This window comes from Lentzea alba (assembly GCF_011067745.1).
Classification (GTDB): Bacteria; Actinomycetota; Actinomycetes; order Mycobacteriales; family Pseudonocardiaceae; genus Lentzea; species Lentzea alba.
On the sequence record NZ_JAAMPJ010000001.1, the window covers coordinates 1,095,058 to 1,118,464 of the forward strand.

The window sequence follows — 23,407 nt, forward strand, 5'->3', positions numbered from 1 at the left end:
AGTTTAGCGCCGCCCTCTGAGCGGCACGCGCAGGACCGCCTCTGTACCGCCTCGGGGCCTTCGCCGCAAGCTCAACGAGCCCCTCAGTTCGGAATCCACAAGGGTCCGAACGATCTGCAGACCGAGACGATCCGTGCGCTCCAGGGAGAAACCGGGCGGAAGCCCCTTTCCGTCGTCGGTGATCGTCACGTCGAGCCATTTCGCGGACCGCTCGGAGTGCACGACGACCTCTCCGCGCTGGCCAGGGGCGTAAGCGTGCTCGAAGGCGTTCTGCACGAGCTCGGTCAGCACCATCACCAGCGGAGTGGCGATCTCGGCCGGAACGATCCCAAAACCACCCTCCCGACGCACGCTCACCTGAGTCTCGGTGACCGCCACGTCGCTCATCATCGGGATCACCTTGTCGACCACGTCGTCAAGATCGACTCGCTCGTCGACCGACATCGACAACGTCTCGTGAACCAGTGCGATGGAAGTCACACGGCGGACCGACTCGGCCAGCGCCTCCTTCGCCTCCGGGTTGCTCAACCTGCGGCTTTGCAGCCTCAGCAGGGCCGCGACGGTCTGCAGGTTGTTCTTCACCCGGTGGTGGATCTCGCGGATGGTGGCGTCCTTGGACATCAACGCGCGGTCGCGCCGGCGCACCTCGGTGACGTCGCGGCACAGCACGATGGCGCCCGCGGCCTGCCCGCGTGGCCTGAGGGGCAACGAACGGAACAACACGGCGGCACCGCGGCGTGACTCGGCCTCCATGCGCATCGACGGCTGGCCGTCCAACGCCTGCCTGATCCGCTGAGCGACTTCCGTGGCGTCGAACGGGTCGCCGATGAGGCTGCGGGTGAGCGGTGCGAGGTGCACGCCCACGAGGTCCGAAGCGTGGCCCATGCGGTGGTACGCCGACAGGGCGTTCGGCGAGGCGAACACCACCGCGCCGGACGGATCGAGCCTGATCAGGCCGTCACCCACACGTGGGCTGGTGTGCACGTCCGGCGACGGTTCGGGGGCGGGGAACGTGCCGTCCGCGATCATCTGGCACAGGTCGGCGGCGCTGCCGAGGTACGAGATCTCCAACGGCGAGGGCACCCGCGGCACCGCCAGGTTCGTGCTGCGGCTCAGCACCGCGATGACCTGGGTGCCCAGCCGCACCGGGATGGTCTCGCGCCGCACCGGGACGCCCAGGTGCCAGCGCGGGTCCTCCTCGCGGCAGATCCGCGACTCGTCGATGGCCCGGCGCAGCTGCGGGTGTTCCTCGGTGTCCACCTCGCTGCCGACCACGTCCTCCGGGTGAGCCGTCGGCGCCGTGGTGGGACGGGCCTGCGCGACGCAGAGGAACTTGTGGTCGTCCAGCGGCACCCACATGTTGAAGTCCGCGAACGAGAGGTCGGAGAGGAGTTGCCACTCCGCGACGACCAGTTGGAGGTGGTCGACGGCGGCGCCGGAGAGCTTGGTGTGCTCGGCCAGCAGGTCCGTGAGGGTAGACAGAACTCCTCCATGAGAAACTGGTGGTTGAAGCAGTTCTGATCCTAGGAGACACCCATGTCGAAGCGTGCTCGCAAGCGCCGCGACCGCAAAAAGGGCGGCGCCAACCGAGGCAAGCGCCCCAACGCCTGAGTGCTGCGAAAGGCCCTGGTCACGAGCACGTGACCAGGGCCTTTTGTCTTGGGCGAGGACTCAGTCCTCGGAGCGGATCTCCACGATCGTGGCCCTGATGCGCGCCTTCAGGTCGGCCGGGGCGTAGTCGCCGCCGCACTTGCGCGCGAGCAGCGCCTTGAGGTGCTCCTCCAGCCCGAACTGCTCCAGGCACGGATGGCACTCGTCGAGGTGCGTCTGCAGCGCCGCACGGCGAGTCTGGTCACATTCCTGGTCCAGGAACAGCCAGACCTCGGACAGCACCTCTGAGCAGTCGGTGTCGTGGGGTTCGCCGCAGTTCATGACGCGTCTCCGTTGCTTCCTCGGAGGAATCCGCGCTCGCGGGCGACGTCCGCCAGCATGTCGCGGAGCTGGCGACGGCCCCGGTGCAACCGGGACATCACCGTGCCGATCGGGGTGCCCATGATGTCTGCGATCTCCTTGTACGCGAAGCCTTCGACATCGGCGAGGTAGACCGCGATCCGGAACTCCTCCGGCAACCGCTGCAATGCTTCCTTGACGTCGCTGTCGGGCAGGTTGTCGAGTGCCTCGACCTCGGCGCTGCGCAGCCCGGACGAGGTGTGGCTCTCCGCCTGCGCCAGCTGCCAGTCCGTGATCTCGTCGGTCGGCTGCTGAATCGGCTGGCGCTGCTTCTTGCGGTAGCCGTTGATGTAGGTGTTCGTCAGGATCCGGTACAGCCAGGCCTTGAGGTTCGTGCCCTCCGAAAAGGACGCGAACGCCGAGTAGGCCTTGAGGAACGTCTCCTGGACCAGGTCCTCGGCATCGGCCGGGTTGCGCGTCATGCGCAGGGCCGCCGAGTACAGCTGGTCGAGCATGGGCATCGCGTCGCGCTCGAAACGCGCGGCTCGCTCCGCCGTCGTCTCCGTCGTGCCGGTGGCGGGCACCGCGCTCCCTTCCCACTGGTTCTGGGTCGGGTCTGACTCTACGCGGGGCCGCTCGAGCATGTTCGTCACCACGTCCTCAGTAACAACGAACGTGCTGGTAGTAATTCCGCATGGCCGGACGTGGGACGCCCGCCACAGCGTTGCTGGACAAGCAGCGGGTGGCGCACACCTTGCACTCGTACGAGCACGACCCCCGCCACGAGTCCTACGGGCTGGAGGCGGCCGAGGCGCTCGGGCTGGTGCCGGGCCGCGTCTTCAAGACGCTCGTGGCCGAAGTGGACGGCAAGCTCGCGGTCGGCGTCGTGCCGGTCACCGGGCAGCTCGACCTGAAGGGTCTCGCCGCGGCGTTGAAGGGCAAGAAGGCCAAGATGGCCGTCGTCGCCGACGCCGAGCGCGCCACCGGGTACGTCGCGGGCGGGATCTCGCCGCTGGGCCAGAAGAAGCGGCTGCCGGTCGTCATCGACTCATCGGCGTTGGAGTTCGAGACGGTGTTCTGCAGTGCCGGCAGGCGTGGCCTCGAAGTCGAGATCACGCCTGCCGAACTGGTTCGCCTGACCTCGGCCGTGGTGGCCTCGATCAGCGCTTGAGCCGTGTCCTAGTCAGCCGGCCTCCGCAGGCCTCCCACCTGGACGAGCGCGCCGATACCCGACGGCCAGGCGACGGCCACACGATCGCCGGGGCCGTCCTGGCCGGGCAGGTCGAAATGGATCGACGCCGGGAAGACCTGGGGACCTTGGATCGTCGAGATCACGTAGGCAGCGGCCTCGTAGATCCCGCCGACCGGTACCGCGACGTCCTCCCCGGGCTCGCCCCCGGTCACCTGGAGGTTCATCTCCCGCCCTCCCTCGTCGACGAAGCGCACGTTGCCGAGCGTGCCGCTGATCTTGCAGGAGGCGCCCTCGGCGGGGGCGAACCTCATCCAGTGCTGCGTCTTGTTCGCCGACGGCTTGTTCATGCGGTGGGCGCTGATCACCAGGTCGCTGCCGGTGCACCACGGGGTTTCGGCCTGGGCCACCGAGGTTCCCGTCACGGCCATGAGGGCGGCACCGGCCAGTGCCACAGCGGTCTTGCCGAGCATGCTCACATGTACTCCGAATGCTTCTCGATTGGTGTTGCCCGGACACACCGGAAACGCCTTCGATCCGCGTTCGGTTGTATCGAAACGTTTCGAGCCGGCGCTCGCTATTCGCCGGTCTGACCGTCGATCGCCTCGCGGAGCAGGTCCGCGTGACCGTTGTGCCGCGCGTACTCCTCGACCATGTGGGTCAGGATCCAGCGCAGGCTCATCCTGCGGCCGTCGCTCCACGGCGCGCGCTTGGCGAGTTGGCCGAGGTCACCGGTTTCGAGGGCCTCTTCGACGGCCTTGCGGGCTCGGGCGACGTCGTCCTGCCAGAGGGAGTTGAGCTGCTCAGGCGTGTCGTCGGCGGCCGAGTGCCAGTCCCAGTCGTTGTCGGCCTTCCAGTCGACGCTCGCCCACGGCTCCAGCGGCTCGCGGTCCTGCAGCACGACGTGGAACCACTGCTGTTCCACGTAGGCCATGTGCTTGAGGATGCCGCCGAGCGTCATCGACGACTTCGCCACGGTCCGGTTGAGCTGCTCCGCGTCGAGGCCCTTGGTCTTCCACGCGAGAGTGGCGCGCTGCCACTCCAGGAAGCCGTTCAGGGTGGCGAACTCGTCGCCGTCCATCGGCGGTTCGGGACGGCCGTGCTCGTCGAAGTCGCTCATGATCCAGGACGTTAGTCGAGCGGACGCAGAACCCGGTCCAGCCATTCGCCGACAGATCGGCCGACGTCCGCGACGGACGCCTTGAGCGAGTGGTCACCCTGCAGCAGCACGACTTCGCGGTGCTTGGACCGCTCGGGCTGGCCGAACGGGTCGTTCTCACCCTGCACGACCAGGGTCGCGACCTCGACACCGTCCAGCTCGGCCATGCGGGACTTCTCCGGCTTGCCCGGCGGGTGCACGGGGAAAGCCAGGCACAGCACCGCGACGGCCTGGCCCTCGACGCTCGTGCGACAGGCCACGCGCGCGCCCGACGACCGGCCGCCGAACACCAGCGGCAGGCCGTCGAACCAGCGTTCGCCCAGGTCGTCGACCACGGACAGCCAGGCGGTGTCGAGCTGCTTGGCCGGCGCGGGGGCACGGCGGCCCGCGACGCGGTAGGGCTGCTCGATCAGGGCCACGTGCACGCCGACCTTGTTGGCGGCGTGGCACGCGGCGACCAGATCCGGGGCCTCCACCCCACCACCGGCGCCGTGGCCCAGCAGCAGTGCCGCACGCGGTTCGTGGGCACAGTGCAGCGAGGCCCGCGCGGGGCCGTGCGGCGTGTCCACCAACAGCGTCGTCACGACTGCTCGAACAACGTGGGTGCGGGCTTCTCGTCTTCAGTCAACGAGACGCGGTCCATCAACGAGGCGTTGTTGTTCTTCACACTGTTCACCGCCGTCGATACCGGGCGCAGTTCGAGCGCGTCGACGATCGAAGGATCAGGAGCCAGCAGCTCGCTCGGGTCGAGGGACGTCGGGTCGAGCCAGGCGGACCAGCGGTCCTGAGGCAGCAGCAACGGCATGCGGTGGTGCACCTCGGTCACAGCGCCGATGGCGTCCGTGGTGAGCACCGCGCACGTGACGGTGGGGACGTCGTCCTTCCACCACACCGACCAGATGCCGGCCATGGCCAGCGAAGCGCCATCGCCGAGGGTGATGAAGTACGGCTGTTTGCGCCCTTCGCCCGGCTGCCATTCGTACCAGCCCTCGGCGGGAAGGATGCAGCGGCGCTTGATCGCGGACTGCTTGTAGGCGGGCTTGGTCAGCACGCTCTCGGCGCGGGCGTTGATCATCTTGGCGGCGCCGGAGAGGTCCTTGGCCCAGTGCGGGACGAGGCCCCAGCGCATGACGCGGATGCTGCGCTCCAGCTCCTCGTCCTCTGGTTTGCGCTCGACCACGGCCATGACGTGCTTGGTGGGAGCGATGTTGTAGTCCGCCCCCGGCGCTTCGTCGCCGGTCCCGTCCACCGCGTCGAACTCGGCCGCCAGCAGCGCCGGGTCCTTGGTGGAGGCGTACCTACCGCACAAAACCGATCACCTCCGAAGTCGTCATCGTCGCACGTCGGGAACACCTGTGCGAGCCACGCCATTGGGGATGCGGGATCATTCACGCATGACTCAGCACTGGTCAGCTCCCAGCGCACCCGGTCCAGTCCACGCGACCGTGCCGGTGCCCGGCTCGAAGTCGATCACCAACCGCGTGCTGGTGCTCGCGGCACTGGCCGACGGGCCCTCCACCGTGCACGCGCCGTTGCGCAGCCGGGACACCGTGTTGATGGCCGCCGCACTCTCGTCGTTGGGCGTCGGTTTCGCCGACCGGGAGGACGGCGGCTGGGACGTGACGCCCGGTGCGTTGCGCGGGCCTGCCGACGTCGACTGCGGTCTCGCGGGCACGGTCATGCGGTTCCTGCCGCCCGCCGCCGCGCTGGCCGAGGGCGAGATCAGGTTCGACGGCGACCCGCACGCCCGCACGCGGCCGATGGCGACCGTGCTGAGTGCGTTGCGTTCGCTGGGCGCGGACATCGAGGGCGACTCGCTGCCGTTCACGTTGCGCGGCACGGGATCGGTGGCCGGTGGCGAGGTGACGATCGACGCGTCGGGCTCGTCGCAGTTCGTCTCCGGGCTGCTGCTGTCCGCCGCGCGGTACGAGAAGGGCGTGACGGTGCGGCACGACGGCAAGCCCGTGCCTTCGTTGCCGCACATCGACATGACGGTCCAGACGCTGCGTTCGGTGGGCGTCCGGGTGGAGACCGAGGCGAACCTGTGGCACGTCGAGCCCGGTCCAATCGCCGCCCGCACGTGGCACGTGGAGCCGGACCTGTCGAACGCGACGGTGTTCCTGGCGGCGGCCGCGGTGACCGGTGGCGAGGTGACGATTCCGCACTGGCCCGCTTCGACCACCCAGCCCGGTGACTCGGTGCGCGACATCCTGGAGCGCATGGGATGCACGGTCGAGTTGTCCGAGCGCGGGCTGACGGTGCGCGGGCCGGCGCGACTGTCCGGTTTGGACATCGACCTGCGCGACGAGAGCGAGCTGACGCCGACGGTGGCAGCGCTGGCCTCGCTGGCCGAGGGACAGACCGTCATCCGCGGTGTCGCGCACATCCGCGGCCACGAGACCGACCGGATCGCGGCGCTGGTGAACGAGATCAACGGGTTGGGCGGCAACGCCTCCGAGACCGAGGACGGCCTGATCATCGAGCCGGCGCCGTTGCGTGGCGGCGTGTGGAAGGCCTACGCGGACCACCGGATGGCGACCGCGGGCGCGATCATCGGGCTGCTGGTGCCGGGCGTCGAGGTCGACGACATCGGCAGCACCACCAAGACGATCCCCGACTTCCCGGGGATGTGGGACGCCATGCTCGGCGGGGGCGCGTAGAAGTGAGCAAGCGGGACTGGCGCAACCTCGACGAGTCCGACGTGCGCGTGCGCCCCGGCAAGGGGACGCGGCCGCGCAGCAAGAGGCGACCCGAACACGCCGACGCCGAGAGCGCGATGGTGATCGGCGTGGACCGCGGCCGCTGGACGTGCGCGTTGGAGTCCGGTGTCGTCGTCACCGCGATGCGTGCGCGCGAACTGGGCCGCACGCCCGTGGTGGTGGGAGACCAGGTCGGCATCGTCGGTGACACGTCGGGCCAGCCGGACACGCTGGCCCGCATCGTGCGCGTCGAGGAGCGGACCTCGGTGCTGCGCCGGACCGCGGACGACACCGATCCGTTCGAACGGGTCGTCGTCGCGAACGCCTCCCAGCTCATCATGGTGGTAGCGCTGGCGGATCCCCCGCCGCGCACGGGTTTCATCGACCGGTGCCTGGTCGCCGCGTACGCCGGCGGCCTGGAACCGGTGCTGTGCCTGACGAAGTCGGACCTCGCGTCCGCGGAGAAGTTGCTCGCGCTGTACACCGAGCTCGACGTACCGGTCATCGTGACGCGGTTCGACGAGGAGCCCGCCGTCCTGCGCGCGCGGCTGACGGACACGGTGTCGTGCCTGATCGGCCACTCCGGTGTCGGCAAGTCCACGCTGGTCAACAAACTGGTGCCGGACGCGAACCGCGCGGTGGGCGTGGTGTCGGGTGTCGGCAAGGGCCGGCACACCTCGACCCAGGCCGTGGCGCTGCGCCTGCCCGACGGCGGCTGGGTCGTGGACACGCCGGGCATCCGCTCGTTCGGCCTCGCGCACATCACGCCGGACGACATCGTGAAGGCGTTCCCGGACTTCGCCGAGGCCGCCGAGGAGTGCCCGCCCGGCTGCGGCCATCTGGGTGCGCCCGAGGATCCCGGCTGCATGCTGGACGAGCTCGTGCCGGACGCGCCGGGCCGGTTGGCGTCGTTGCGGCGGCTGCTGGCGTCCAAGGCCGGGTTGGACGAACACCCGGAATGAGATTGCGCCCATCAGTCACACTTCGGGCGTGATCAGACTTCTGGGGGCGGTCGGGCTGGTGGTGGCCCTGGCCTCGTGCACCACGCAGCCACGAGCCACGCCGCCGAGCACGACCAGCACGGCGGCGTCGACGGGGACGACGGGGACGACGACGGTGACCACGACGTCGCCGCGCATCGACACGCCGCGCAACGTCGCGTCGGTCGACCCGTGCACGCTCTTCACCGAGAAGGACCTCACGAAGTACAAGTACGGCCCGTTCTCCGTCCCGCCCGCGCCTTACGAGCAGATCCCGGGCACCTGCGCGGCCACGTTCGGCACCGGTGCACCCGACGACCTCGTCGTGCTCGTCGGCGTGCTGCCGCGTGCCTACGACGCGGAGAAGGCCGCCAACCCCGGCGGCCACCAGGGCCTGATCGAGGGCCACCACGTGTGGTTCTCGTGCGGCGGCGACGCGGCACAGGTGTCGTGCGCCGCGTGGGCGGCCGTGGCGCCGGAGCACTCGCTCTCGGTGTCGTTGGGGCAGAAGGGCGGCAACGAATCCCGGTTGCTGCTCAACACCCAGTCGCTGATCACCGACGTGCTCACACGGATGCCGAAGGCCTCATGAAGCGCTACCTGCCACTGCTCCTCCTGCTCACCGGTTGCGCCGCCGCTCCGGTCACGTCCACCCCGAGCACCACGAGCGCGACGACGACAACCACGACGGTCGCCACGACGTCGCCGCGCATCGACACGCCGCGCAAGCTGCCCGCCGACCCGTGCCTGCTGCTGAGCGCCGAGGACTTCGACAGTCCCCTGGCCGATCCACCGGCGCCGTACCCCGACCTCCCGCGGTCGTGTGCGTTCCGCGAGGGGACGGGCGCCGAGTCAGACCTGCTCGTCCTGGTGGTGTTCGCGGACGCCTACGCGAAACCGGAGAACGCCAGGGAGTCGCTCATCGGTGACGGCCACTCGGCGGCGGTGTCGTTCGCCGTCGCACCCGGAATCACGGAGTGCACCTACCTCGTCGCGGTCAACGCGACCGAGTCGTACAAGGTCATCGCGAGCCTGCGGAACGCGACCTCCGGCGACCAGGTGTCGGCGATCGCGCTGGGCAAGGCACAGCGGGCGTTCAAGCGGCTTGTCACGTCCTGACGCGCTGTCTCGTCCCCTGGTCATGAAGGTATTCGTGATCGGTGCGACGGGTGTGCTCGGACGGGAGGCGGTGCCGCTGCTGCGGGCGGCCGGACACGAGGTCGGGGTGCTGGACCGGCGCACGACCTCGATGTTCGACGCGCGGCAGCTCGCCACCGCGCTGACCGGCTACGACGCCGTCGTCAACCTCGCCACCCGCATCCCGCTGAGCGCCAAGGCCGTCCTGGCCAGTGCCTGGGCGGAGAACAACCGCATCCGGACCGAGGGCAGTGCCGCGGTGGCCGAGGCGGCGCGGATGGCCGGTGTCGGGCGGATCGTGCAGGAGGGCATCTCGTTCGTCTACGCGGACGGCGGTGACCGGGAGCTCTACGAGGACGCGCCGCTCAAGCCGGTCGGGCACATCGCCAGTTCGGTCACCGCGCAGCACAACGTCCTGGCGCACCCCGGCGGGGTCTTCCTGCGCATCGGGATGCTGATCGGCGGCGAGGCGCAGTCGCCGCCGGTGCTCATCGGCGACGGCTGGATGTCCGTCGTGCACCCCGGTGACGCCGCGGCCGCTGCCGTGGCGGTGCTGGACGCGCCTCCCGGGATCTACAACGTCGGTACGCCGGTGTTGAAGCGGGACCTGGGCATCACGCGGCTGCCGGCCTTCCTGGGCAGGTTCGCCGCGTCGTTCGAGGTGTTCTCGCGGTCGCAGCGGGTGGTGAGCACGAAGCTCACCGAGGCCACCGGCTGGAAACCCCGGAATTCCTGAACAGAACTACCCCATGTGCGGGTACTTGTGATCAGTCGGCGGCACCAGGGTCTCCTTGATGGCGCGCGGGCTCGTCCAACGCTGCAGGTTGTAGATCGAGCCCGCCTTGTCGTTGGTCCCGGAACCGCGGGAGCCGCCGAACGGCTGTTGCCCGACAACGGCGCCGGTCGGCTTGTCGTTGACGTAGAAGTTGCCGGCCGCGAACCGCAACGCGCGATGTGCCTGTTCGACGGCCACGCGGTCACGCGCGAAGACGGCGCCGGTCAGCGCGTACGGGGTGGAGGTGTCGATGGTCTCCATGATCGACGGGAAGTCCGCGTCCTCGTAGACGTGCACGGCGAGGATCGGGCCGAAGTACTCGGTGGTGAAGATGTCGTGGTGCGGGTCGGTGCCGAGCAGCACGGTCGGATCGACGAAGTAGCCCACGGAGTCGTCGCACGAGCCGCCGGCCAGCACTTCGACCGAAGTGGACGCGGACGCCATCAGCAGCGCTTCCTCGTGCTTGGCGAACGCGCGGTGGTCGATCACGGCGCCGCCGAACGCCGACAGGTCCGTGACATCGCCGTAGGACAACGACTTCGTGATGTCCAGCAGACGTTCGCGAACCCCGCCGTCCCACAACGAACGCGCGATGTACGCGCGTGAGGCGGCGCTGCACTTCTGGCCCTGGTACTCGAAAGCTCCCCGGACGAGACCGGTGACGAGTGCGTCGGGGTCGGCGGAAGGGTGCGCCAGCACGAAGTCCTTGCCGCCGGTCTCGCCGACGACGCGCGGGTAGGCGCGGTAGTTGTCGAGGTTGCCCGCCATGGTCTGCCACAGCGCCTTGAACGTGCGCGTGGAGCCGGTGAAGTGCAGTCCCGCGAAGAACCTGTCCCGCAACGCCACCTGACTCACCGCGTGGCCGTCGCCGGTGAGGAGGTTGATCACGCCCGGCGGCAGTCCGGCCTCTTCGAGCAGCCGCATGGTGAAGTGCGCGGCCAGCTGCTGCGTCGGCGACGGCTTCCACAGCACCGTGTTGCCCATCAACGCGGGCGCGAGCGGCAGGTTGCCCGCGATGGCGGTGAAGTTGAACGGCGTGATCGCCACGACGAACCCGTCGAGCGGCCGGTGGTCCATCCGGTTCCACACGCCCTGGGACGAGACCGGCTGCTCCTCCAGGATCCGCCGGCCGAAGTGGACGTTGAAGCGGAGGAAGTCGATCAGCTCGCACGCGGCGTCGATCTCGGCCTGCTGAACGGACTTCGACTGGCCGAGGATCGTGGCGGCGTTGAGGGTGTCGCGCCACGGCCCGGCGAGCAGGTCGGCCGCCCGCAGCAGCACCGCGGCCCGCTCGTCGAACGGCAGCTCCTGCCAGCCGGGGGCGGCGTGCTGAGCCGCGCGCATGGCGTCCGCGACGTCCGAATTGGTGGCCTGCGCCGTCACCCCGAGCACGTGCCGGTGGTCGTGCGGCTGCACCACGTCGATGCGGTCGCCACCGCCCATGCGCTGTTGACCGCCGATGGTCATCGTCAACTCGTGGGTGGTGCCCTCGAGTTCTGCGATGCGTTGCTGGAGACTCGCGCGTTCGGCGCTACCAGGAGCGTATGTGTGCACGGGCTCGTTGACCGGTTCGGGTGCAGACGTTACGGCGTCCATTCCCCCATCGTGGCACGCGGTAGTAGGGTCCGTCGGGTGGCGCGGGTGACTGGCATCGGCGGGGTTTTCCTGCGTTCCCGAGATCCTGCGCGCCTGGCCGCCTGGTACCGCGACAATCTCGGCGTCCCGATGAGCGAAAAGGGCGCCGTCACCTTCCACTGGCTCGACACCGCGACGTCCGACCGGCCGGGCACGACGACGATGGCGTTGTTCGCTCAGGACACCGACTACATCGGCGAACCCCACCAGCGCACCATGCTGAACCTGCGCGTCGACGACCTGCCGTCGTTGATGGCGAAGCTGCGGGCACGCGGGGTCGAGGTGCTGCCGGAGACCGAGGACTCGGAGTTCGGGCGGTTCGGGTGGTGCGTCGATCCGGAGGGGAACCGGATCGAGCTCTGGGAACCCGCGGAGGGCATGTGACGCTGGAAACGCCGGACGTGACCGGGTTGGACGAAGCCGTGCGCGCGTTGCGGGAGTGGCAGCACGACGGCTCGCCTTTTCAGCTGCATCCGGGCGATGTCGGCTGGTTCTGGCGGTTCGGCGCCGAAGCGACGGCCGCGGCCGTGCGGACCTGGCGCCGGGACGGCCGGTTGCTCGCCGTCGGGCTGCTGGACGAGCCGGACCTGTTGCGGTTCACGATCGCGCCGGATGCCCGCCACGACGAGGAACTGGCCCGGCAGTTGGTCGAGGACGTCGAGGACCCGGAGCGCGGCGTGCTGCCCGCGGGGACGGTCCGCATCGATTCTCCCAGGGACACGCGGTTTCAGGAGCTGCTCTTCGAACGCGGCTGGCAGTCCGCCGACCCGTGGACGCCGCTGCGCCGCGACCTCGCGGAGCCGGTGCCGGATCCCGGCGTGCGGATCGAGGTGATCGGGCCGGAGCGGGCGCACCTGCACGCCGCGGTGATCCGGGCGTCGTTCGAGAGGTCGACGTTCGTCGACGAGCGCTGGCACGCGATGGCGGCCGGCTCGCCTTACGCCGACGCCCGCTGCCTGGTCGCCTTCGAGGGCGACGACGCGGCCGCGGCCGTGACGGTGTGGTCAGCCGGTCCGGGCAGGCCAGGGCTGCTCGAACCGATGGGAGTGCACCGGGACCATCGCGGTCGCGGATACGGCAAGGCGATCACCGTCGCCGCCGCTCGTGCGTTGCGGGAGCTCGGTTCGTCGAGCGCGGTCGTCTGCACCCCGAGCTTCAACACCGGTGCTGTCGCGACCTATCGGGCAGCCGGTTTCACGCAGCTGCCCGAGATCGCCGACCAGCGTCGCGCCTAGAGAAGTTCGAGCACGAACGCGAGCTCCTGCGCGGCGTACCAGGCCAGTTCGTGGTCCTCCGCGCTGCCCAGCGCGAACTCCGCGTCCGGGTCGCCCAGGTCCGCCGCGTCCACGACGTCCGCTGCCGCGCGCACGTCCTGTTCCGCCTCGGCCGTGTCGAGGTGTACGGACGCGACGTCCTTCAGGGTGAACGTGCCGGCGACCTTCACCACCGAGAAGTCGAGGTCCGGGCGCAGCGTCACGTCGTCCATGTCGACGGCGATCACCGCGCGGCGCGGTTCGGCCTTCTCGTCGCCCGCCAGCAGCCGCAGGGACGCCCGTGCGGCGTCCAGCATCGCGGCGTACTCCAGCTCTTCGGTGTCGCCCGCGGCGTAGGACTCGCGCAGCGCCGGCGTCAGCGCGAAGGCCGTGCCGCCGATCGGGGTCAGCTCGCCGGTGTCGACGAACGTGCGCAGCATCGGCACGGTGGCCGGGATGTAGACCCTCATCAGGCGCTCGCCGTTCCCATCAGTTCCTCCACCGACTCCTCGACCATGGTCGCGAGAACGTCCACATCGGACATGGCGTCGCGGTCGCCGTTCAGCCCGAAGTAAACACCGCCGTCGTACGACGTCACCCCGATGGCCAGCGCCTGGTTCTTGGCGAGCGGGACGACCGGGAAGATCTCGGTCATTCTCGCTCCCGCCGCGTACAGCGGCACCTGCGGGCCGGGAACGTTCGTGACGATCACGTTGAACAGCCGGCGCGAGAACGACGACGCGGCGCGCGCGCCCAGTGCGTGCAGCGTCGGCGGTGCGAAGCCGGAGACCTTCACCAGTGCGTCGGCGGCGACGGACTGGCCTGATTCCTTGTGCGCGCGCATCGCGTGGCTCACGTGGTGCAGACGCACGACCGGGTTCGGTTCGCCGACCGGCAGGTCCACCAGGTACGCGCTGACGTTGTTGCCCGAGTCCGGGTCGGCGTCGCGCACGCTCAGCGGTGCCATCGCGCGGATCGTGGTGCTGCCGGTGACGTTCTCGCCACGGCTGAGCAGCCAGTTCCTCATCGCACCGCTCAACGCGGCGAGCACCACGTCGTTGACCGTGCCGCCGTGGGTCTTGCGGATGGCGCGCAGGTCGTCGAGCTGGGCCCGCGCGACGGCGAACCGGCGCTGGGGCGAGGTGATGCGGACGTTCAGGGGCGTGCCGGGCGCGGGCGTCGCGGCGGTGCGGACGGCCGAGGCGAGCATGCCGAACGCGTTGAAGACCTTCTCGACCGTGTTGACGGTGTCGAGTGCGGCGCTGCGGACGTTCTCCACCAGCTCACCGGGGCTGTGCACGATGTCGGTCACGGCGTCGGCCACGAGCTGCAGCGCGCTGGGCTCCGGCTGCGGCATCCAGAGGTTCTCGACGTTCGTGCGCGGCGTCGGCGACACGTCCAGCATGACCTGGCCGATCTCCAGCGACCCGATGCCGTCGATCATGGCCTGGTGGGTCTTGGTGATGACCGCGGTCTCGTTCTTGTCGAGGCCTTCGACCAGGTAGATCTCCCACAGCGGGCGCGAGTGGTCCAGCGGCCGTGACATCAGGCGCGCGATCAGGTCGTGCAGCTGGGTCTGGTTGCCCGGCTTGGGCAGGGCGCTGCGGCGCACGTGGTAGGTGACGTCGAAGTCCGGGTCGTCGACCCACACGGGCCGTGCGATGCGGCCTGGGACGTGCACGACCTTCTGCCGGTAGCGCGGCACGAGGCTGAGGCGTTGCTCGATGAGGTCGACGAGCTTGTCGTAGTCGAAGCCTGCCTTGGGCCGGCGGAACACGGCGACGCCGCCGACGTGCATCGGCGTCGTGGAGTCCTCCAGGTACAGGAACGAGGCGTCCAGCGCTGACAGTCGGTCCGGCATGTGCGCCAGCCTAGTGGCGTTCGCGGTCCATCAGCTTTTGAAGTGCGGCACGTTCGGCCGGGTCGCGGTCGTGGCGTTCCAGCCGGATGCGCGCGGCCTCCGGGATCGCCTCGATCGCCTTCGGGTCGACGTTGGCCATGAACGACCTGAGGAACCGCCACCGCGTGAGCTTCTTGACCGGCGCGAGGCGGGCGACGGCGAGCGACACCCAGCTCAGCGCGACGTCGAGCCTGCGGTCGCCCTTGGTGGCACTCGCCCAGTCGAGCACGACGGGGCCTTCCGGGCCGAGCACGACGTTGCCGGGGTGCAGGTCGAGGTGCAGGAGGTTGCCCTCGCCTTTGAGGAAGTCGGGGGCTTTGACGGCGTCAAGACGGTGGTGCAGGTCCGCGAGCTCCCTGCCGAGGCTGCCGGCGAGCCACGGCTTGCGGCCGATCTCCTCGGACATCCGCGGGCCGGGCACGTACTGCATGACGAGCTCGTCTGCTGCGGCTTCGTAGACCCGCGGCACAGTGATGCCGTGACCGCTCAGGTACGACATCATCTCGGCCTCGCGCCGCAGGTCACGGCCGGTGCGCGTGCGCTTGACGAGCAGTCCGTCGGACCGGATGAACACATCCGAGTCCTGACCGCTCGCGAGATGTTGACGTTGCGCGACGCTGCGCATACCTGCCGTCATGTGACGATCATCATGCATATGATCCAAAGCACAAGGGCCGAACGGCTCTAGTCGCGCTCTTCACCCGTTTGAGCCTGGCCTGCTCGCTTCTGTCACTCTCTTCTCCGTGGAGATCTCGCCCAAGGACCGCTTCGTCACCGTTTATGGCCGCAAGCCAGTGCTGGAGGCGCTGGACGACCCGGCGCTGTCGGTGGACAAGGTGGTGCTCGCCGACACGGCCCGCGGCCCGGCGGCGCGCGAGATCCTCGACGCGGCCCGCTCCCGCGGTGTCGCCGTCCAACGCGCCACCGCGCAACGCGTGAAGGTGCTGGCCGGCAACGGAAAGCAGGACCAGGGCGTGCTGGCCGACGTGGTCGCGCCCCGCATGAAGCCGCTGGCGCTGGCCCTGGAAGAAGGCGGGCTGCGGTCCGTGCTGGTGCTCGACGGCATCACGACGCCCGCGAACGTCGGCATGATCCTGCGCACCGCGACCGCCGCGGGCATCGACGGCATCGTCGTGCCGCGCCGTGGCGTCGCCTCGATCGACCCGCTGGTGGTGAAGGCCTCCGCCGGGGTGGCATTCCGAGCGCCCGTGCTGCGCTGCGGCACCGCGGCGGAGGCCTCGGCATTGTTGCGGGCGTCCGGCTACCCGCTTTACGCGCTGGATTCCCACGCGTCGGACACGATTTATTCCGCGTCCTTCGGCGGTCGCGCTGCTTTTGTGCTGGGCAGCGAGACCTCCGGCATCACCGACGACGTGCGGCCGCACATCACGTCGTGGCTGTCGATTCCGATGGCGGCAGGCGTGGAATCCCTGAACGTGGCCTCGGCGGCGGCTGTGCTCTGCTTCGAGCTCGTGCGGCGGGCCCAGTGATGCTTTCTGACGCCTTCAGAGCCAGCGGACGTGGTAGTCGCTGATCTGCGGGTGCCCCAGCAGTGACGTGCACTCGGCGAACGACGACGCGCCCCTGACCCGGCCGACCGTGCCGAACTGCTCCCAGTAGAACCCCAGGCCGTTGGAGCAGTGCGCGACGGCCTGGAACCGGCCGGGCCCGCCGTAGTCGCAGAAGACCTCGACGCTGCGCCCGTTGCGCTGGTATTCGTCATAACAATCGCGCGGACCCTGCGCCCGCGCGGGTGATGCAATTGCCGTGGCTGCAATAGCGACTGCAACACAAGCGACAATTCTTCGCATTTTCTCCCCTAAGCATTCGACTACTTGCTTAATCGACCGTAGTGCTTGGCCGAATAGCGAGCAATTACGCTGCGGGGTGAACCCTCAATCGCGGAGCGCGATCGCTAGCAGGATCTCCAACTCCTCGAGGGTGGACCGTGTCGACCGATGGTGGACGCCGACCATCCCCGCCTGTGCCGCTCCCCGGACGTTGACGGGAAGGTCGTCGACGAAGACGCACTCCCGCGGTTCGAGGCCCAGCTCGGTGGCGGTCAGCAGGTAGATGTCGGGGTCCGGCTTGGCCAGGCCGACCTCGCCGGAGATGACCGTGGCGTCGAACAGCCCCTGCCAACTGGCCGGCGGCTGCCACCAGCCGTCCGCGTTGGACAGCAGGGCGGTTTTCAGCCCGTGCTGCCTGGCTTTGCGCAGCGCGGTGAGAAGCGGCGGTTCGGACGGGTTGTCCTCGCCGGGGTCGGTCAGGACGCCGCCGTAGTCGAGCACCAGGGCTTTCAGCACGTTGTGGAAGGTACCCACTTTCGGGTGCTGTGTGTCCTGATGACGGCCGCGGCTCGCCTGGTTCGGCATGCCCCCAGTTGTTCGTCGTCTGCCTGCGTATGAGCCGCCGGTCGGTGTTCGGGTCATCCCTCGGCCGCGGCCTCGGCCTGTGTGGGTGCCGGTGCCGGAGCCGCCGTCGCCTGCGCTTGATGCCGTCGGGTTGATGCGGGCGGTTTTGGAGGTGTTGGACGGGCGCCGGCCTGGGCGGTTGTTGCGGCAGGTCGCGGTGCCTGGCGTGGCTGCTCGGTTGGCTTCTGCGGTTCGGGCTCGGAGCACTCGGATGGTTCGGGCGCCTCGGGTTTGTCATCCCTCGCGGTTCGTGGCGGAGATTTCGGTGAGTGTGCGGAGGGGGGAGCGGGTGCTGGCGGTGGCTGCTCGGGCTGAGTACCGGGGTAGGCGGTGGTGGTTCACCGCGTTCACGGTGCTGGAGTGAGGGGCTCGGCCGCCGCGCGGGTCGGCTTGCGAGGGCTGCGCGACGATTGCGACAACACACATCTGCTGCCCCTGCGCGCCTCACCCATCGAGGCATCGCCACGGCGTACCTGTCGCGGTGTTGCCACGGGCGCACCCCTGTGCGAGCCTGCCCGGCGTTCCGGTGGCGGGTGCGCCCGCTCGTTGGCGCGGGACCGGGGTGCATTCGCGGCTCGAAACGCCGCGTGGGCCGCGCTCCCTGAGGAACGCGGCCCACGCGGTGGAGGTGCGGGGTTGTTGGCGTCAGCGCTTCTTGCGCTGGTTCTTCGCCTCCTGGCGGGCTGCCTCGCGGCGCTCCTTGCGGGTGCCGCCGCCCTGCTGGCCGGGGGCGCCGTTGGACTCGCCGTGCTGTTCCACGCCGCCGTCCTCGGCCGGGCCGCTGTAGCTCAGGTTCTGCTGGCCGGGGCCGCCGAGGCCCTTGCCGCGCAGGGCGGGCGGGATGGCGTTGCCGCTCGACAGCTGGGCCATGGCGGGGCCGGCCGGGGCCTGGGCCTGCTGCTGGGCCTGCTGTTGGGCGGCTGCCGCGGCGCGGGCGCGGGCACGAGCGCCACCGCCGCCGCCGTTGCCGGAGACCTGTGGAAGGGCTTGCGGGGCCGCGGCCAGGGTCACGGGGACCTCGGGCTCGGCGGGCTCCGGCTCGGCTGCTTCCACCTGGAGGTTGAAGAGGAAGCCGACGGTTTCCTCGCGCAGGGCGTCGAGCATCGCGTTGAACATCTCGAAGCCCTCGCGCTGGTACTCGATGAGGGGGTCGCGCTGCGCCATGGCGCGCAGGCCGATGCCCTCCTTCAAGTAGTCCATTTCGTACAGGTGCTCGCGCCACTTGCGGTCCAGCACGGACAGCAGGACGCGGCGCTCCAGCTCGCGGGTGGCGCCTTCGCCCACTCGGCCGTCGATGTCGGCCTCGCGGTTGCGGTAGGCCTGCAGGGCGTCCTCGACGAGGATTTCGCGCAGGTACTCGCGGGTGATGTCCTCATCGGACTCGAGGAGCTCGCCTGCGTCCACCGAGACCGGGTAGAGGGTCTTGAGGGCGGTCCAGAGCTTGTCGAAGTCCCAGTCCTCGGCGTAGCCGTCGGCCGTGGCGCCGTTGACGTACTCCTCCACGACGCTGACGATCATGTGCTCGACCTGTTCCTTCAGGTCTTCGCCGGCGAGAACGCGGTGGCGCTCGGCGTAGATCACCGTGCGCTGGCGGTTCATGACCTCGTCGTACTTGAGGACGTTCTTGCGGATCTCGAAGTTCTGCTGCTCGACCTGGGTCTGCGCGCTGCGGATGGCGCGGGTGACCATCTTGTGCTCGATCGGCACGTCGTCCGGCACGTTCAGGCGCGTCATGACCATCTCGACCATGGACGCGTTGAAGCGGCGCATCAGTTCGTCCGACAGCGACAGGTAGAAGCGCGACTCGCCGGGGTCGCCCTGACGGCCGGTGCGGCCGCGGAGCTGGTTGTCGATGCGGCGCGACTCGTGGCGCTCGGTGCCGAGCACGTAGAGGCCGCCTGCCTCGCGGACCTCGTCGGCCTCGGCCTTGCCGAGGGTCGTCAATTCCTCGACGACCTTGGCCCACTCGGCCTCGTACTCCTCCGGCGTCTCCACCGGGTCGAGGCCGCGCTCGCGCAGCTCGTGGTCGGCGATGATGTCCGGGTTGCCGCCCAGCACGATGTCCGTACCGCGACCGGCCATGTTCGTCGCGACGGTGACGGCGCCCTTGCGGCCGGCCTTCGCGATGATCAGCGCCTCGCGGTCGTGGTGCTTCGCGTTCAGCACCTCGTGCGGGATGCCCTTGCGCACCAGCAGTTTCGACAGGTACTCGGAGCGCTCGACGCTCGTCGTGCCGATCAGGACCGGCTGGCCCTTGGCGTGCTTCTCGGCGATGTCTTCGGCGACGGCCTCGAACTTCGCCTCCTCGCTCTTGTAGACGAGGTCGGGCTGGTCCTTGCGCTGCGGCGGGCGGTTCGTCGGGATCGGGACGACGCCCAGCTTGTAGGTCTGGTGGAACTCGGCCGCCTCGGTCTCGGCGGTACCGGTCATGCCGCCGAGCTTCTCGTAGAGGCGGAAGTAGTTCTGCAGGGTGATCGTGGCGAGGGTCTGGTTCTCCGCCTTGATCTCCACGCCCTCCTTGGCCTCGATGGCCTGGTGCATGCCCTCGTTGTAGCGACGACCGGAGAGCACACGACCCGTGAACTCGTCGACGATCATCACTTCGCCGTTGCGGAGGATGTAGTCCTTGTCGCGGTTGTAGAGCTCCTTCGCCTTGAGGGCGTTGTTCAGGTAGCCCACCAACGGCGTGTTCGCGGCCTCGTAGAGGTTGTCGATGCCGAGCTGGTCCTCGATGAACTCCACACCGAGCTCGGTGACGGCGACCGTGCGCTTCTTCTCGTCGTACTGGTAGTGGTACGACTTCGACTTCTCCTCGATGACCTCGATGCGGTCCTTCTGGGAGAGCTGCGTGACGTCGATGCCGCGCATGCGCGGGGCCAGCCGGGCAAACTCCGTGTACCAGCGCGCCGACTGCTCGGCGGGGCCGGAGATGATCAGCGGGGTGCGGGCCTCGTCGATGAGGATCGAGTCGACCTCGTCGACGATGGCGTAGTAGTGGCCGCGCTGCACGCACTCGTCCAGGCTCCACGCCATGTTGTCGCGCAGGTAGTCGAAGCCGAACTCGTTGTTCGTGCCGTAGGTGATGTCCGAGTTGTATGAGACGCGACGCTGCTCCGGCGTCATCTCGGACAGGATCGCGCCGACGGTCATGCCCAGGAAGCGGTGCACGCGGCCCATCCAGTCCGCGTCGCGCTTGGCCAGGTAGTCGTTCGTGGTGATGACGTGGACGCCCTTGCCGGCGATGGCGTTGAGGTAGACGGGCATGACCGAGGTCAGCGTCTTGCCCTCACCGGTGCGCATCTCGGCGATCTGACCGAGGTGCAGCGCGGCGCCGCCCATCAGCTGCACGTCGTAGGGGCGCTGGCCCAGCGTGCGCTTCGCGGCCTCGCGGGCCACGGCGAACGCCTCGGGCAGGAGTTCGTCGAGCGTCTCGCCCTCGGCGTAGCGCTTCCTGAACTCCTCGGTCTTGCCGCGCAACTCGGCGTCGGAGAGGTCCACCACCTCGTCTTCCAGGTGGTTGATGTGCTGTGCGATGTTGCGGAGGCGCTTGAGCATCTTGCCCTCGCCGGAGCGGAGCAGTCGGGACAGCACCATCTGGATAGACCTCATCACCTGTATCGCGGCGCGCCCTCGTCGGACGCCTTTCCCCTGCCCATCGTAGGCAAGTCGCCAAGATGTGTGCACGGACACAGGCGGATTGGTTCGCCCGACCTGGTATGTGCAGGTCAGGTGCCGTATCTGCGATCTTGCGCAGGACGCCTGTCGCCGTGCCCCCGAACTCGGCTACTGGTGTGGAGAACGCATGAGGCCCGCGTAAAGGTTCCTGGTCCGGCCGAATTCACCTTGACGGTGAACAAGCGTGTGCCGAACGGCGGTAGACGCGCGCCGCCGCCCCGCACACGAGGGGTGCGGGGCGGCGGCGGTCGAAGGTGGGTGTGTGGTTACCGCGTCGGACGAGGTCAGGCGAGCCTGATCACGCCGTAGTCGAATCCCTTCCGGCGATAGACGACGCTCGGGCGCCCGCACTCGGTGTCGGCGAACAGGTAGAAGTCGTGTCCGACCAGTTCCATCTCGTAGAGGGCCTGGTCGACGGTCATCGGTTTGGCGGCGTGCTCCTTTTCGCGTACGACGCGTCCGGGCAACTTGTCTTCGAGGCCGTCGTCCCAACGCTGCGCGGGCACTTCCGCCATGCCCTCGTAGTCGGCCTCGGGTGCGTCGAGCACCGCGGTCTTCGCGCGGCGTGACGTCATGCTCTCGCCTGCGGAGGGGATATCTCCCAGTCCGCTTGTCGCTTCCGCCACCGAGATCGGGGCCCGTGCCCCGTGGTGGACTCGCCTGCGGTCGTGCGACCGACGCAGGCGGTTCTCGAGCTTCGCGACCGCAGAATCGAGCGCGGCGTAGAAGTCACCCGCGCAGGCTTCGGAACGGACCACCGGTCCACGTCCCTTGCCGGTGATTTCGACTCGCTGGCAGTTCTTCGACTGCCGGCGGTTCGGTTCGTGGAAAAGTTCCACGTCGAAGCGGATGACCTTGCGGTCGTAGCGCTCAAGCCGGGCCAGCTTTTCGGCGACGTGCACCCTGTAGTGATCGGGCACCTCGACGTTGCGGCCCTTAACGACGATGTCCATACACGACCTCCCTCGCTTTGCTGCGAGCTTTGCCTGGACTGCATTCAAGCGCCGTGGCGATCTTGGATCGCGGATGTGTCGCGGAGGGTCGTCTCCCTCAGCTCTCACGGCGCCAGGTTCATGGGCTGTTCGCCTCCTCCCCGCGGGCCGGGAACGCTGATAGCGGTGCACGTTAGCTTGGGATTCTCCGTCGCGTAAGCCCCCTTGCCGGGGGAACGACGAGTTTTTTTGGTGACTACGCAGCGCGACGACAGCGCGTTGCGAGTCGTGTCCCGAGCGTGCCACGAACCCAGCTCACCGGCATCTCGCTGACCCGTACGGCGCAGCCGCGCACCGGCACTCGACCGCAGCCTCGCTGCGTCGAACGGGTCCAGTCGCGGCCTCATACCCAGCCAACGGGCGACCCCCGCGTGATGTTCCCGAAACTCGGAAGAGATCGATTCCGATCCACTTACCGGGAGCGGGGCGCACTTCTTCCAACTGAACTGATCGGTGCCGGTTGCCCGATCACGACCCAGTCACGCCCGGCTGAACGGCGGATTTCGCCCAATCGCGGACAAGGGTGTTGATCACTCGCGAGGCGGTCATACCCGGTATTTCCAGGAACAACCCCCTGGATGTGAATAATCGTTAACCAGGACCTGGGGTGGCGGGCACCGGGCAGGGCCGGAGGCCGCGTGCCGCCGCGACCGCGCCGGAGCCGGCGGCGCGGCCCGACGTGCGGACGCCTCAGTTCTGCAACATCGGCTCAACAGAGGTTGGGACAAACGGGACGAAGCGCGTAACAGGATCTTGGTCCGCGGTCACAGAACTCTGTCTCAGCTGGGGTTTCCGGTCCAATCTGGACCCCGAGGAGATCGACAACCCCGCCAGAACTTCACCCTTGTGGGCGGTGCCGAAAGACCCCGTCCGGAGTCCGGCCCCGATTTTCTGTCAGACCTCGTCGCCATCCTGGTCCCATGACAGCACTCGACCTGCTCCTCCCGCCCTCCTGCTCCGGCTGCGGCCGCCACGGCACTCCCTGCTGCGCCACGTGCCTCGACACGTTCGGGCCGCCAGTACGACTCCAGGTGCCCGGTGTGGGGCCGCCGGTGTGGGCGCTGGCGGCCTATCACGGCGCCGCACGGGAACTCGTGCTCGCCTTCAAGGAACGCGGCGCACGGGCGCTCGTGGCGTGGTTCGGCGCTCTGGTCGCGGCGGCTCTGGTCGCGGTGGGGCCTCCGCCGTGGACGCTCGTGCCGGCGCCGTCACGGCGAAACGCCGCCCGCAGCCGCGGTGGCGACCACATGGTGCGGATCGCGCGGGCCGTCGAGATCGCGGCGGTGGCTCCGGTGCTGCGGCTCGCGCCCGGCGTGGTCGACTCGGTGGGGCTCACCGCCGGTGCCCGCAGGCAGAACCTCGCGGGGCGGGTCGAGGTCCACGGCAGACCGCCGCCGGGGACCGTCGTGTTGCTGGACGACGTGGTCACCACAGGCGCCACCGCGTCGGCCTGCGTGCGGGCTCTGCGCGGGGCCGGGGTGCGCACGCACGCCGTGCTGGCGCTGACGTCGGCGCGGCCGCATCGGCCCTGGTGACGATGCGAGCGCAGTGCGGGAGCGAAAGGTTGTGACGGCAGCGCAGGCCGCGGGGCCACTGTCCACTGTTGACTCCGGCTGTCCGAAACAGCCCGTCAACGTTGGAGTGCGAGT

The 23,407-nt window shown here is 69.1% G+C and carries 27 protein-coding genes; 12 read left to right on the forward strand and 15 right to left on the reverse strand.

Annotated elements, in window-relative coordinates; translation table 11 throughout:
* Nucleotides 1-3: 3 nt before the first annotated feature.
* Nucleotides 4-1,482 carry a sensor histidine kinase gene (locus tag G7043_RS05075; RefSeq protein WP_166044941.1) on the reverse strand — a complete coding sequence of 493 codons (1,479 nt, stop codon included), beginning with the start codon at nucleotides 1,480-1,482 and terminating at the stop codon, nucleotides 4-6.
* A 54-nt stretch (nucleotides 1,483-1,536) separates the two neighbouring features.
* On the opposite strand from G7043_RS05075, the gene G7043_RS50335 reads away from it, so the two are divergent.
* The gene (locus tag G7043_RS50335) at nucleotides 1,537-1,611 is read left to right on the forward strand and encodes a 50S ribosomal protein bL37 (RefSeq protein WP_369809028.1); all 75 of its coding nucleotides are present in this window, start codon (nucleotides 1,537-1,539) and stop codon (nucleotides 1,609-1,611) included.
* 60 nt (nucleotides 1,612-1,671) lie between these two features.
* On the opposite strand, the gene rsrA is transcribed toward G7043_RS50335, so the two are convergent.
* Together rsrA and G7043_RS05085 are read right to left on the reverse strand one after the other, a co-directional pair.
* Nucleotides 1,672-1,932 (reverse strand): mycothiol system anti-sigma-R factor, encoded by a 261-nt coding sequence (gene rsrA, locus G7043_RS05080; protein ID WP_166044329.1) that lies wholly within the window; start codon nucleotides 1,930-1,932, stop codon nucleotides 1,672-1,674.
* Complete coding sequence (locus G7043_RS05085; RefSeq protein WP_207310558.1) at nucleotides 1,929-2,594, reverse strand: sigma-70 family RNA polymerase sigma factor; 666 nt, start codon at nucleotides 2,592-2,594, stop codon at nucleotides 1,929-1,931. The genes rsrA and G7043_RS05085 overlap by 4 nt, the downstream gene beginning before the upstream one ends.
* 50 nt (nucleotides 2,595-2,644) lie before the next feature.
* Here G7043_RS05085 and ybaK point away from each other — a divergent pair, with 50 nt between their 5' ends.
* The gene (ybaK, locus tag G7043_RS05090) at nucleotides 2,645-3,121 is read left to right on the forward strand and encodes a Cys-tRNA(Pro) deacylase (RefSeq protein ID WP_166044331.1); all 477 of its coding nucleotides are present in this window, start codon (nucleotides 2,645-2,647) and stop codon (nucleotides 3,119-3,121) included.
* A gap of 8 nt (nucleotides 3,122-3,129) precedes the next feature.
* Here the strand turns inward: ybaK and G7043_RS05095 are convergent, their stop codons facing one another.
* The 4 genes from G7043_RS05095 to G7043_RS05110 all read right to left on the reverse strand — a co-directional run bounded on the left by G7043_RS05095 (nucleotide 3,130) and on the right by G7043_RS05110 (nucleotide 5,607).
* Complete coding sequence (locus tag G7043_RS05095; protein WP_166044333.1) at nucleotides 3,130-3,618, reverse strand: hypothetical protein; 489 nt, start codon at nucleotides 3,616-3,618, stop codon at nucleotides 3,130-3,132.
* 98 nt (nucleotides 3,619-3,716) lie between these two features.
* Complete coding sequence (locus tag G7043_RS05100) at nucleotides 3,717-4,259, reverse strand: DinB family protein (RefSeq protein WP_166044335.1); 543 nt, start codon at nucleotides 4,257-4,259, stop codon at nucleotides 3,717-3,719.
* Nucleotides 4,260-4,270: 11 nt separating this feature from the next.
* Nucleotides 4,271-4,882 carry an alpha/beta hydrolase family protein gene (locus G7043_RS05105; protein ID WP_166044337.1) on the reverse strand — a complete coding sequence of 204 codons (612 nt, stop codon included), beginning with the start codon at nucleotides 4,880-4,882 and terminating at the stop codon, nucleotides 4,271-4,273.
* Complete coding sequence (locus G7043_RS05110) at nucleotides 4,879-5,607, reverse strand: SOS response-associated peptidase (RefSeq protein ID WP_166044339.1); 729 nt, start codon at nucleotides 5,605-5,607, stop codon at nucleotides 4,879-4,881. Before G7043_RS05110 ends, G7043_RS05105 begins: the two co-directional genes overlap by 4 nt.
* Before the next feature lie 85 nt (nucleotides 5,608-5,692).
* On the opposite strand from G7043_RS05110, the gene aroA reads away from it, so the two are divergent.
* Genes aroA through G7043_RS05135 form a run of 5 tightly spaced genes read left to right on the forward strand, consistent with a single transcriptional unit; the run spans nucleotide 5,693 to nucleotide 9,850 of the window.
* Nucleotides 5,693-6,958: a 3-phosphoshikimate 1-carboxyvinyltransferase gene (gene aroA, locus G7043_RS05115; RefSeq protein WP_166044341.1), complete on the forward strand. Its 1,266-nt coding sequence runs from the start codon at nucleotides 5,693-5,695 to the stop codon at nucleotides 6,956-6,958.
* 2 nt (nucleotides 6,959-6,960) lie between these two features.
* Complete coding sequence (gene rsgA / locus G7043_RS05120) at nucleotides 6,961-7,959, forward strand: ribosome small subunit-dependent GTPase A (protein ID WP_166044343.1); 999 nt, start codon at nucleotides 6,961-6,963, stop codon at nucleotides 7,957-7,959.
* A gap of 28 nt (nucleotides 7,960-7,987) precedes the next feature.
* Nucleotides 7,988-8,569 (forward strand): hypothetical protein, encoded by a 582-nt coding sequence (locus G7043_RS05125; protein ID WP_166044345.1) that lies wholly within the window; start codon nucleotides 7,988-7,990, stop codon nucleotides 8,567-8,569.
* The gene (locus G7043_RS05130; RefSeq protein WP_166044347.1) at nucleotides 8,566-9,096 is read left to right on the forward strand and encodes a hypothetical protein; all 531 of its coding nucleotides are present in this window, start codon (nucleotides 8,566-8,568) and stop codon (nucleotides 9,094-9,096) included. The genes G7043_RS05125 and G7043_RS05130 overlap by 4 nt, the downstream gene beginning before the upstream one ends.
* A 22-nt stretch (nucleotides 9,097-9,118) precedes the next feature.
* Entirely contained in the window at nucleotides 9,119-9,850 is a 732-nt protein-coding gene (locus tag G7043_RS05135) for an NAD-dependent epimerase/dehydratase family protein (RefSeq protein ID WP_166044349.1), read from the forward strand.
* Between the two features lie 6 nt (nucleotides 9,851-9,856).
* Here G7043_RS05135 and pruA read toward each other — a convergent pair whose 3' ends face one another.
* On the reverse strand, nucleotides 9,857-11,485 hold the full coding sequence (gene pruA / locus G7043_RS05140; RefSeq protein WP_166044351.1) for an L-glutamate gamma-semialdehyde dehydrogenase: 1,629 nt from the start codon (nucleotides 11,483-11,485) through the stop codon (nucleotides 9,857-9,859).
* Nucleotides 11,486-11,521: 36 nt separating this feature from the next.
* Between pruA and G7043_RS49250 the strand changes: the two genes are divergently transcribed.
* Both G7043_RS49250 and G7043_RS05150 read left to right on the forward strand, forming a co-directional pair.
* Nucleotides 11,522-11,908, forward strand: a complete 387-nt coding sequence (locus G7043_RS49250) for a VOC family protein (RefSeq protein WP_166044353.1) — start codon at nucleotides 11,522-11,524, stop codon at nucleotides 11,906-11,908.
* Entirely contained in the window at nucleotides 11,905-12,759 is an 855-nt protein-coding gene (locus tag G7043_RS05150) for a GNAT family N-acetyltransferase (RefSeq protein ID WP_166044355.1), read from the forward strand. Before G7043_RS49250 ends, G7043_RS05150 begins: the two co-directional genes overlap by 4 nt.
* On the opposite strand, the gene G7043_RS05155 is transcribed toward G7043_RS05150, so the two are convergent.
* The 3 genes from G7043_RS05155 to G7043_RS05165 are packed head-to-tail and all read right to left on the reverse strand — an operon-like array spanning nucleotide 12,756 to nucleotide 15,314.
* On the reverse strand, nucleotides 12,756-13,247 hold the full coding sequence (locus tag G7043_RS05155; RefSeq protein WP_166044357.1) for a DUF6912 family protein: 492 nt from the start codon (nucleotides 13,245-13,247) through the stop codon (nucleotides 12,756-12,758). The two genes, G7043_RS05150 and G7043_RS05155, sit on opposite strands and share 4 nt — an antisense overlap.
* On the reverse strand, nucleotides 13,247-14,638 hold the full coding sequence (locus G7043_RS05160; RefSeq protein ID WP_166044359.1) for a WS/DGAT/MGAT family O-acyltransferase: 1,392 nt from the start codon (nucleotides 14,636-14,638) through the stop codon (nucleotides 13,247-13,249). Before G7043_RS05160 ends, G7043_RS05155 begins: the two co-directional genes overlap by 1 nt.
* A 10-nt stretch (nucleotides 14,639-14,648) precedes the next feature.
* Nucleotides 14,649-15,314, reverse strand: a complete 666-nt coding sequence (locus G7043_RS05165) for a phosphotransferase (RefSeq protein WP_166044361.1) — start codon at nucleotides 15,312-15,314, stop codon at nucleotides 14,649-14,651.
* Nucleotides 15,315-15,420: 106 nt separating this feature from the next.
* Between G7043_RS05165 and G7043_RS05170 the strand changes: the two genes are divergently transcribed.
* Complete coding sequence (locus G7043_RS05170; protein ID WP_166044363.1) at nucleotides 15,421-16,167, forward strand: TrmH family RNA methyltransferase; 747 nt, start codon at nucleotides 15,421-15,423, stop codon at nucleotides 16,165-16,167.
* Nucleotides 16,168-16,182: 15 nt separating this feature from the next.
* Here the strand turns inward: G7043_RS05170 and G7043_RS05175 are convergent, their stop codons facing one another.
* Nucleotides 16,183-16,488, reverse strand: coding sequence for a hypothetical protein (locus G7043_RS05175; RefSeq protein WP_166044365.1), 306 nt, complete (start codon nucleotides 16,486-16,488; stop codon nucleotides 16,183-16,185).
* Between the two features lie 84 nt (nucleotides 16,489-16,572).
* On the reverse strand, nucleotides 16,573-16,983 hold the full coding sequence (locus G7043_RS05180; RefSeq protein WP_313887703.1) for an HAD-IA family hydrolase: 411 nt from the start codon (nucleotides 16,981-16,983) through the stop codon (nucleotides 16,573-16,575).
* Nucleotides 16,984-17,185: 202 nt separating this feature from the next.
* Here G7043_RS05180 and G7043_RS50340 point away from each other — a divergent pair, with 202 nt between their 5' ends.
* On the forward strand, nucleotides 17,186-17,455 hold the full coding sequence (locus tag G7043_RS50340; RefSeq protein WP_390827096.1) for an Rv3235 family protein: 270 nt from the start codon (nucleotides 17,186-17,188) through the stop codon (nucleotides 17,453-17,455).
* 281 nt (nucleotides 17,456-17,736) lie between these two features.
* Here G7043_RS50340 and secA read toward each other — a convergent pair whose 3' ends face one another.
* Both secA and hpf read right to left on the reverse strand, forming a co-directional pair.
* Nucleotides 17,737-20,685: a preprotein translocase subunit SecA gene (gene secA / locus G7043_RS05185; RefSeq protein ID WP_166044369.1), complete on the reverse strand. Its 2,949-nt coding sequence runs from the start codon at nucleotides 20,683-20,685 to the stop codon at nucleotides 17,737-17,739.
* A 365-nt stretch (nucleotides 20,686-21,050) separates the two neighbouring features.
* On the reverse strand, nucleotides 21,051-21,719 hold the full coding sequence (hpf, locus tag G7043_RS05190; RefSeq protein ID WP_166044371.1) for a ribosome hibernation-promoting factor, HPF/YfiA family: 669 nt from the start codon (nucleotides 21,717-21,719) through the stop codon (nucleotides 21,051-21,053).
* A 959-nt stretch (nucleotides 21,720-22,678) separates the two neighbouring features.
* Between hpf and G7043_RS05195 the strand changes: the two genes are divergently transcribed.
* Complete coding sequence (locus tag G7043_RS05195) at nucleotides 22,679-23,293, forward strand: ComF family protein (protein WP_166044372.1); 615 nt, start codon at nucleotides 22,679-22,681, stop codon at nucleotides 23,291-23,293.
* Nucleotides 23,294-23,407 lie beyond the last annotated feature (114 nt).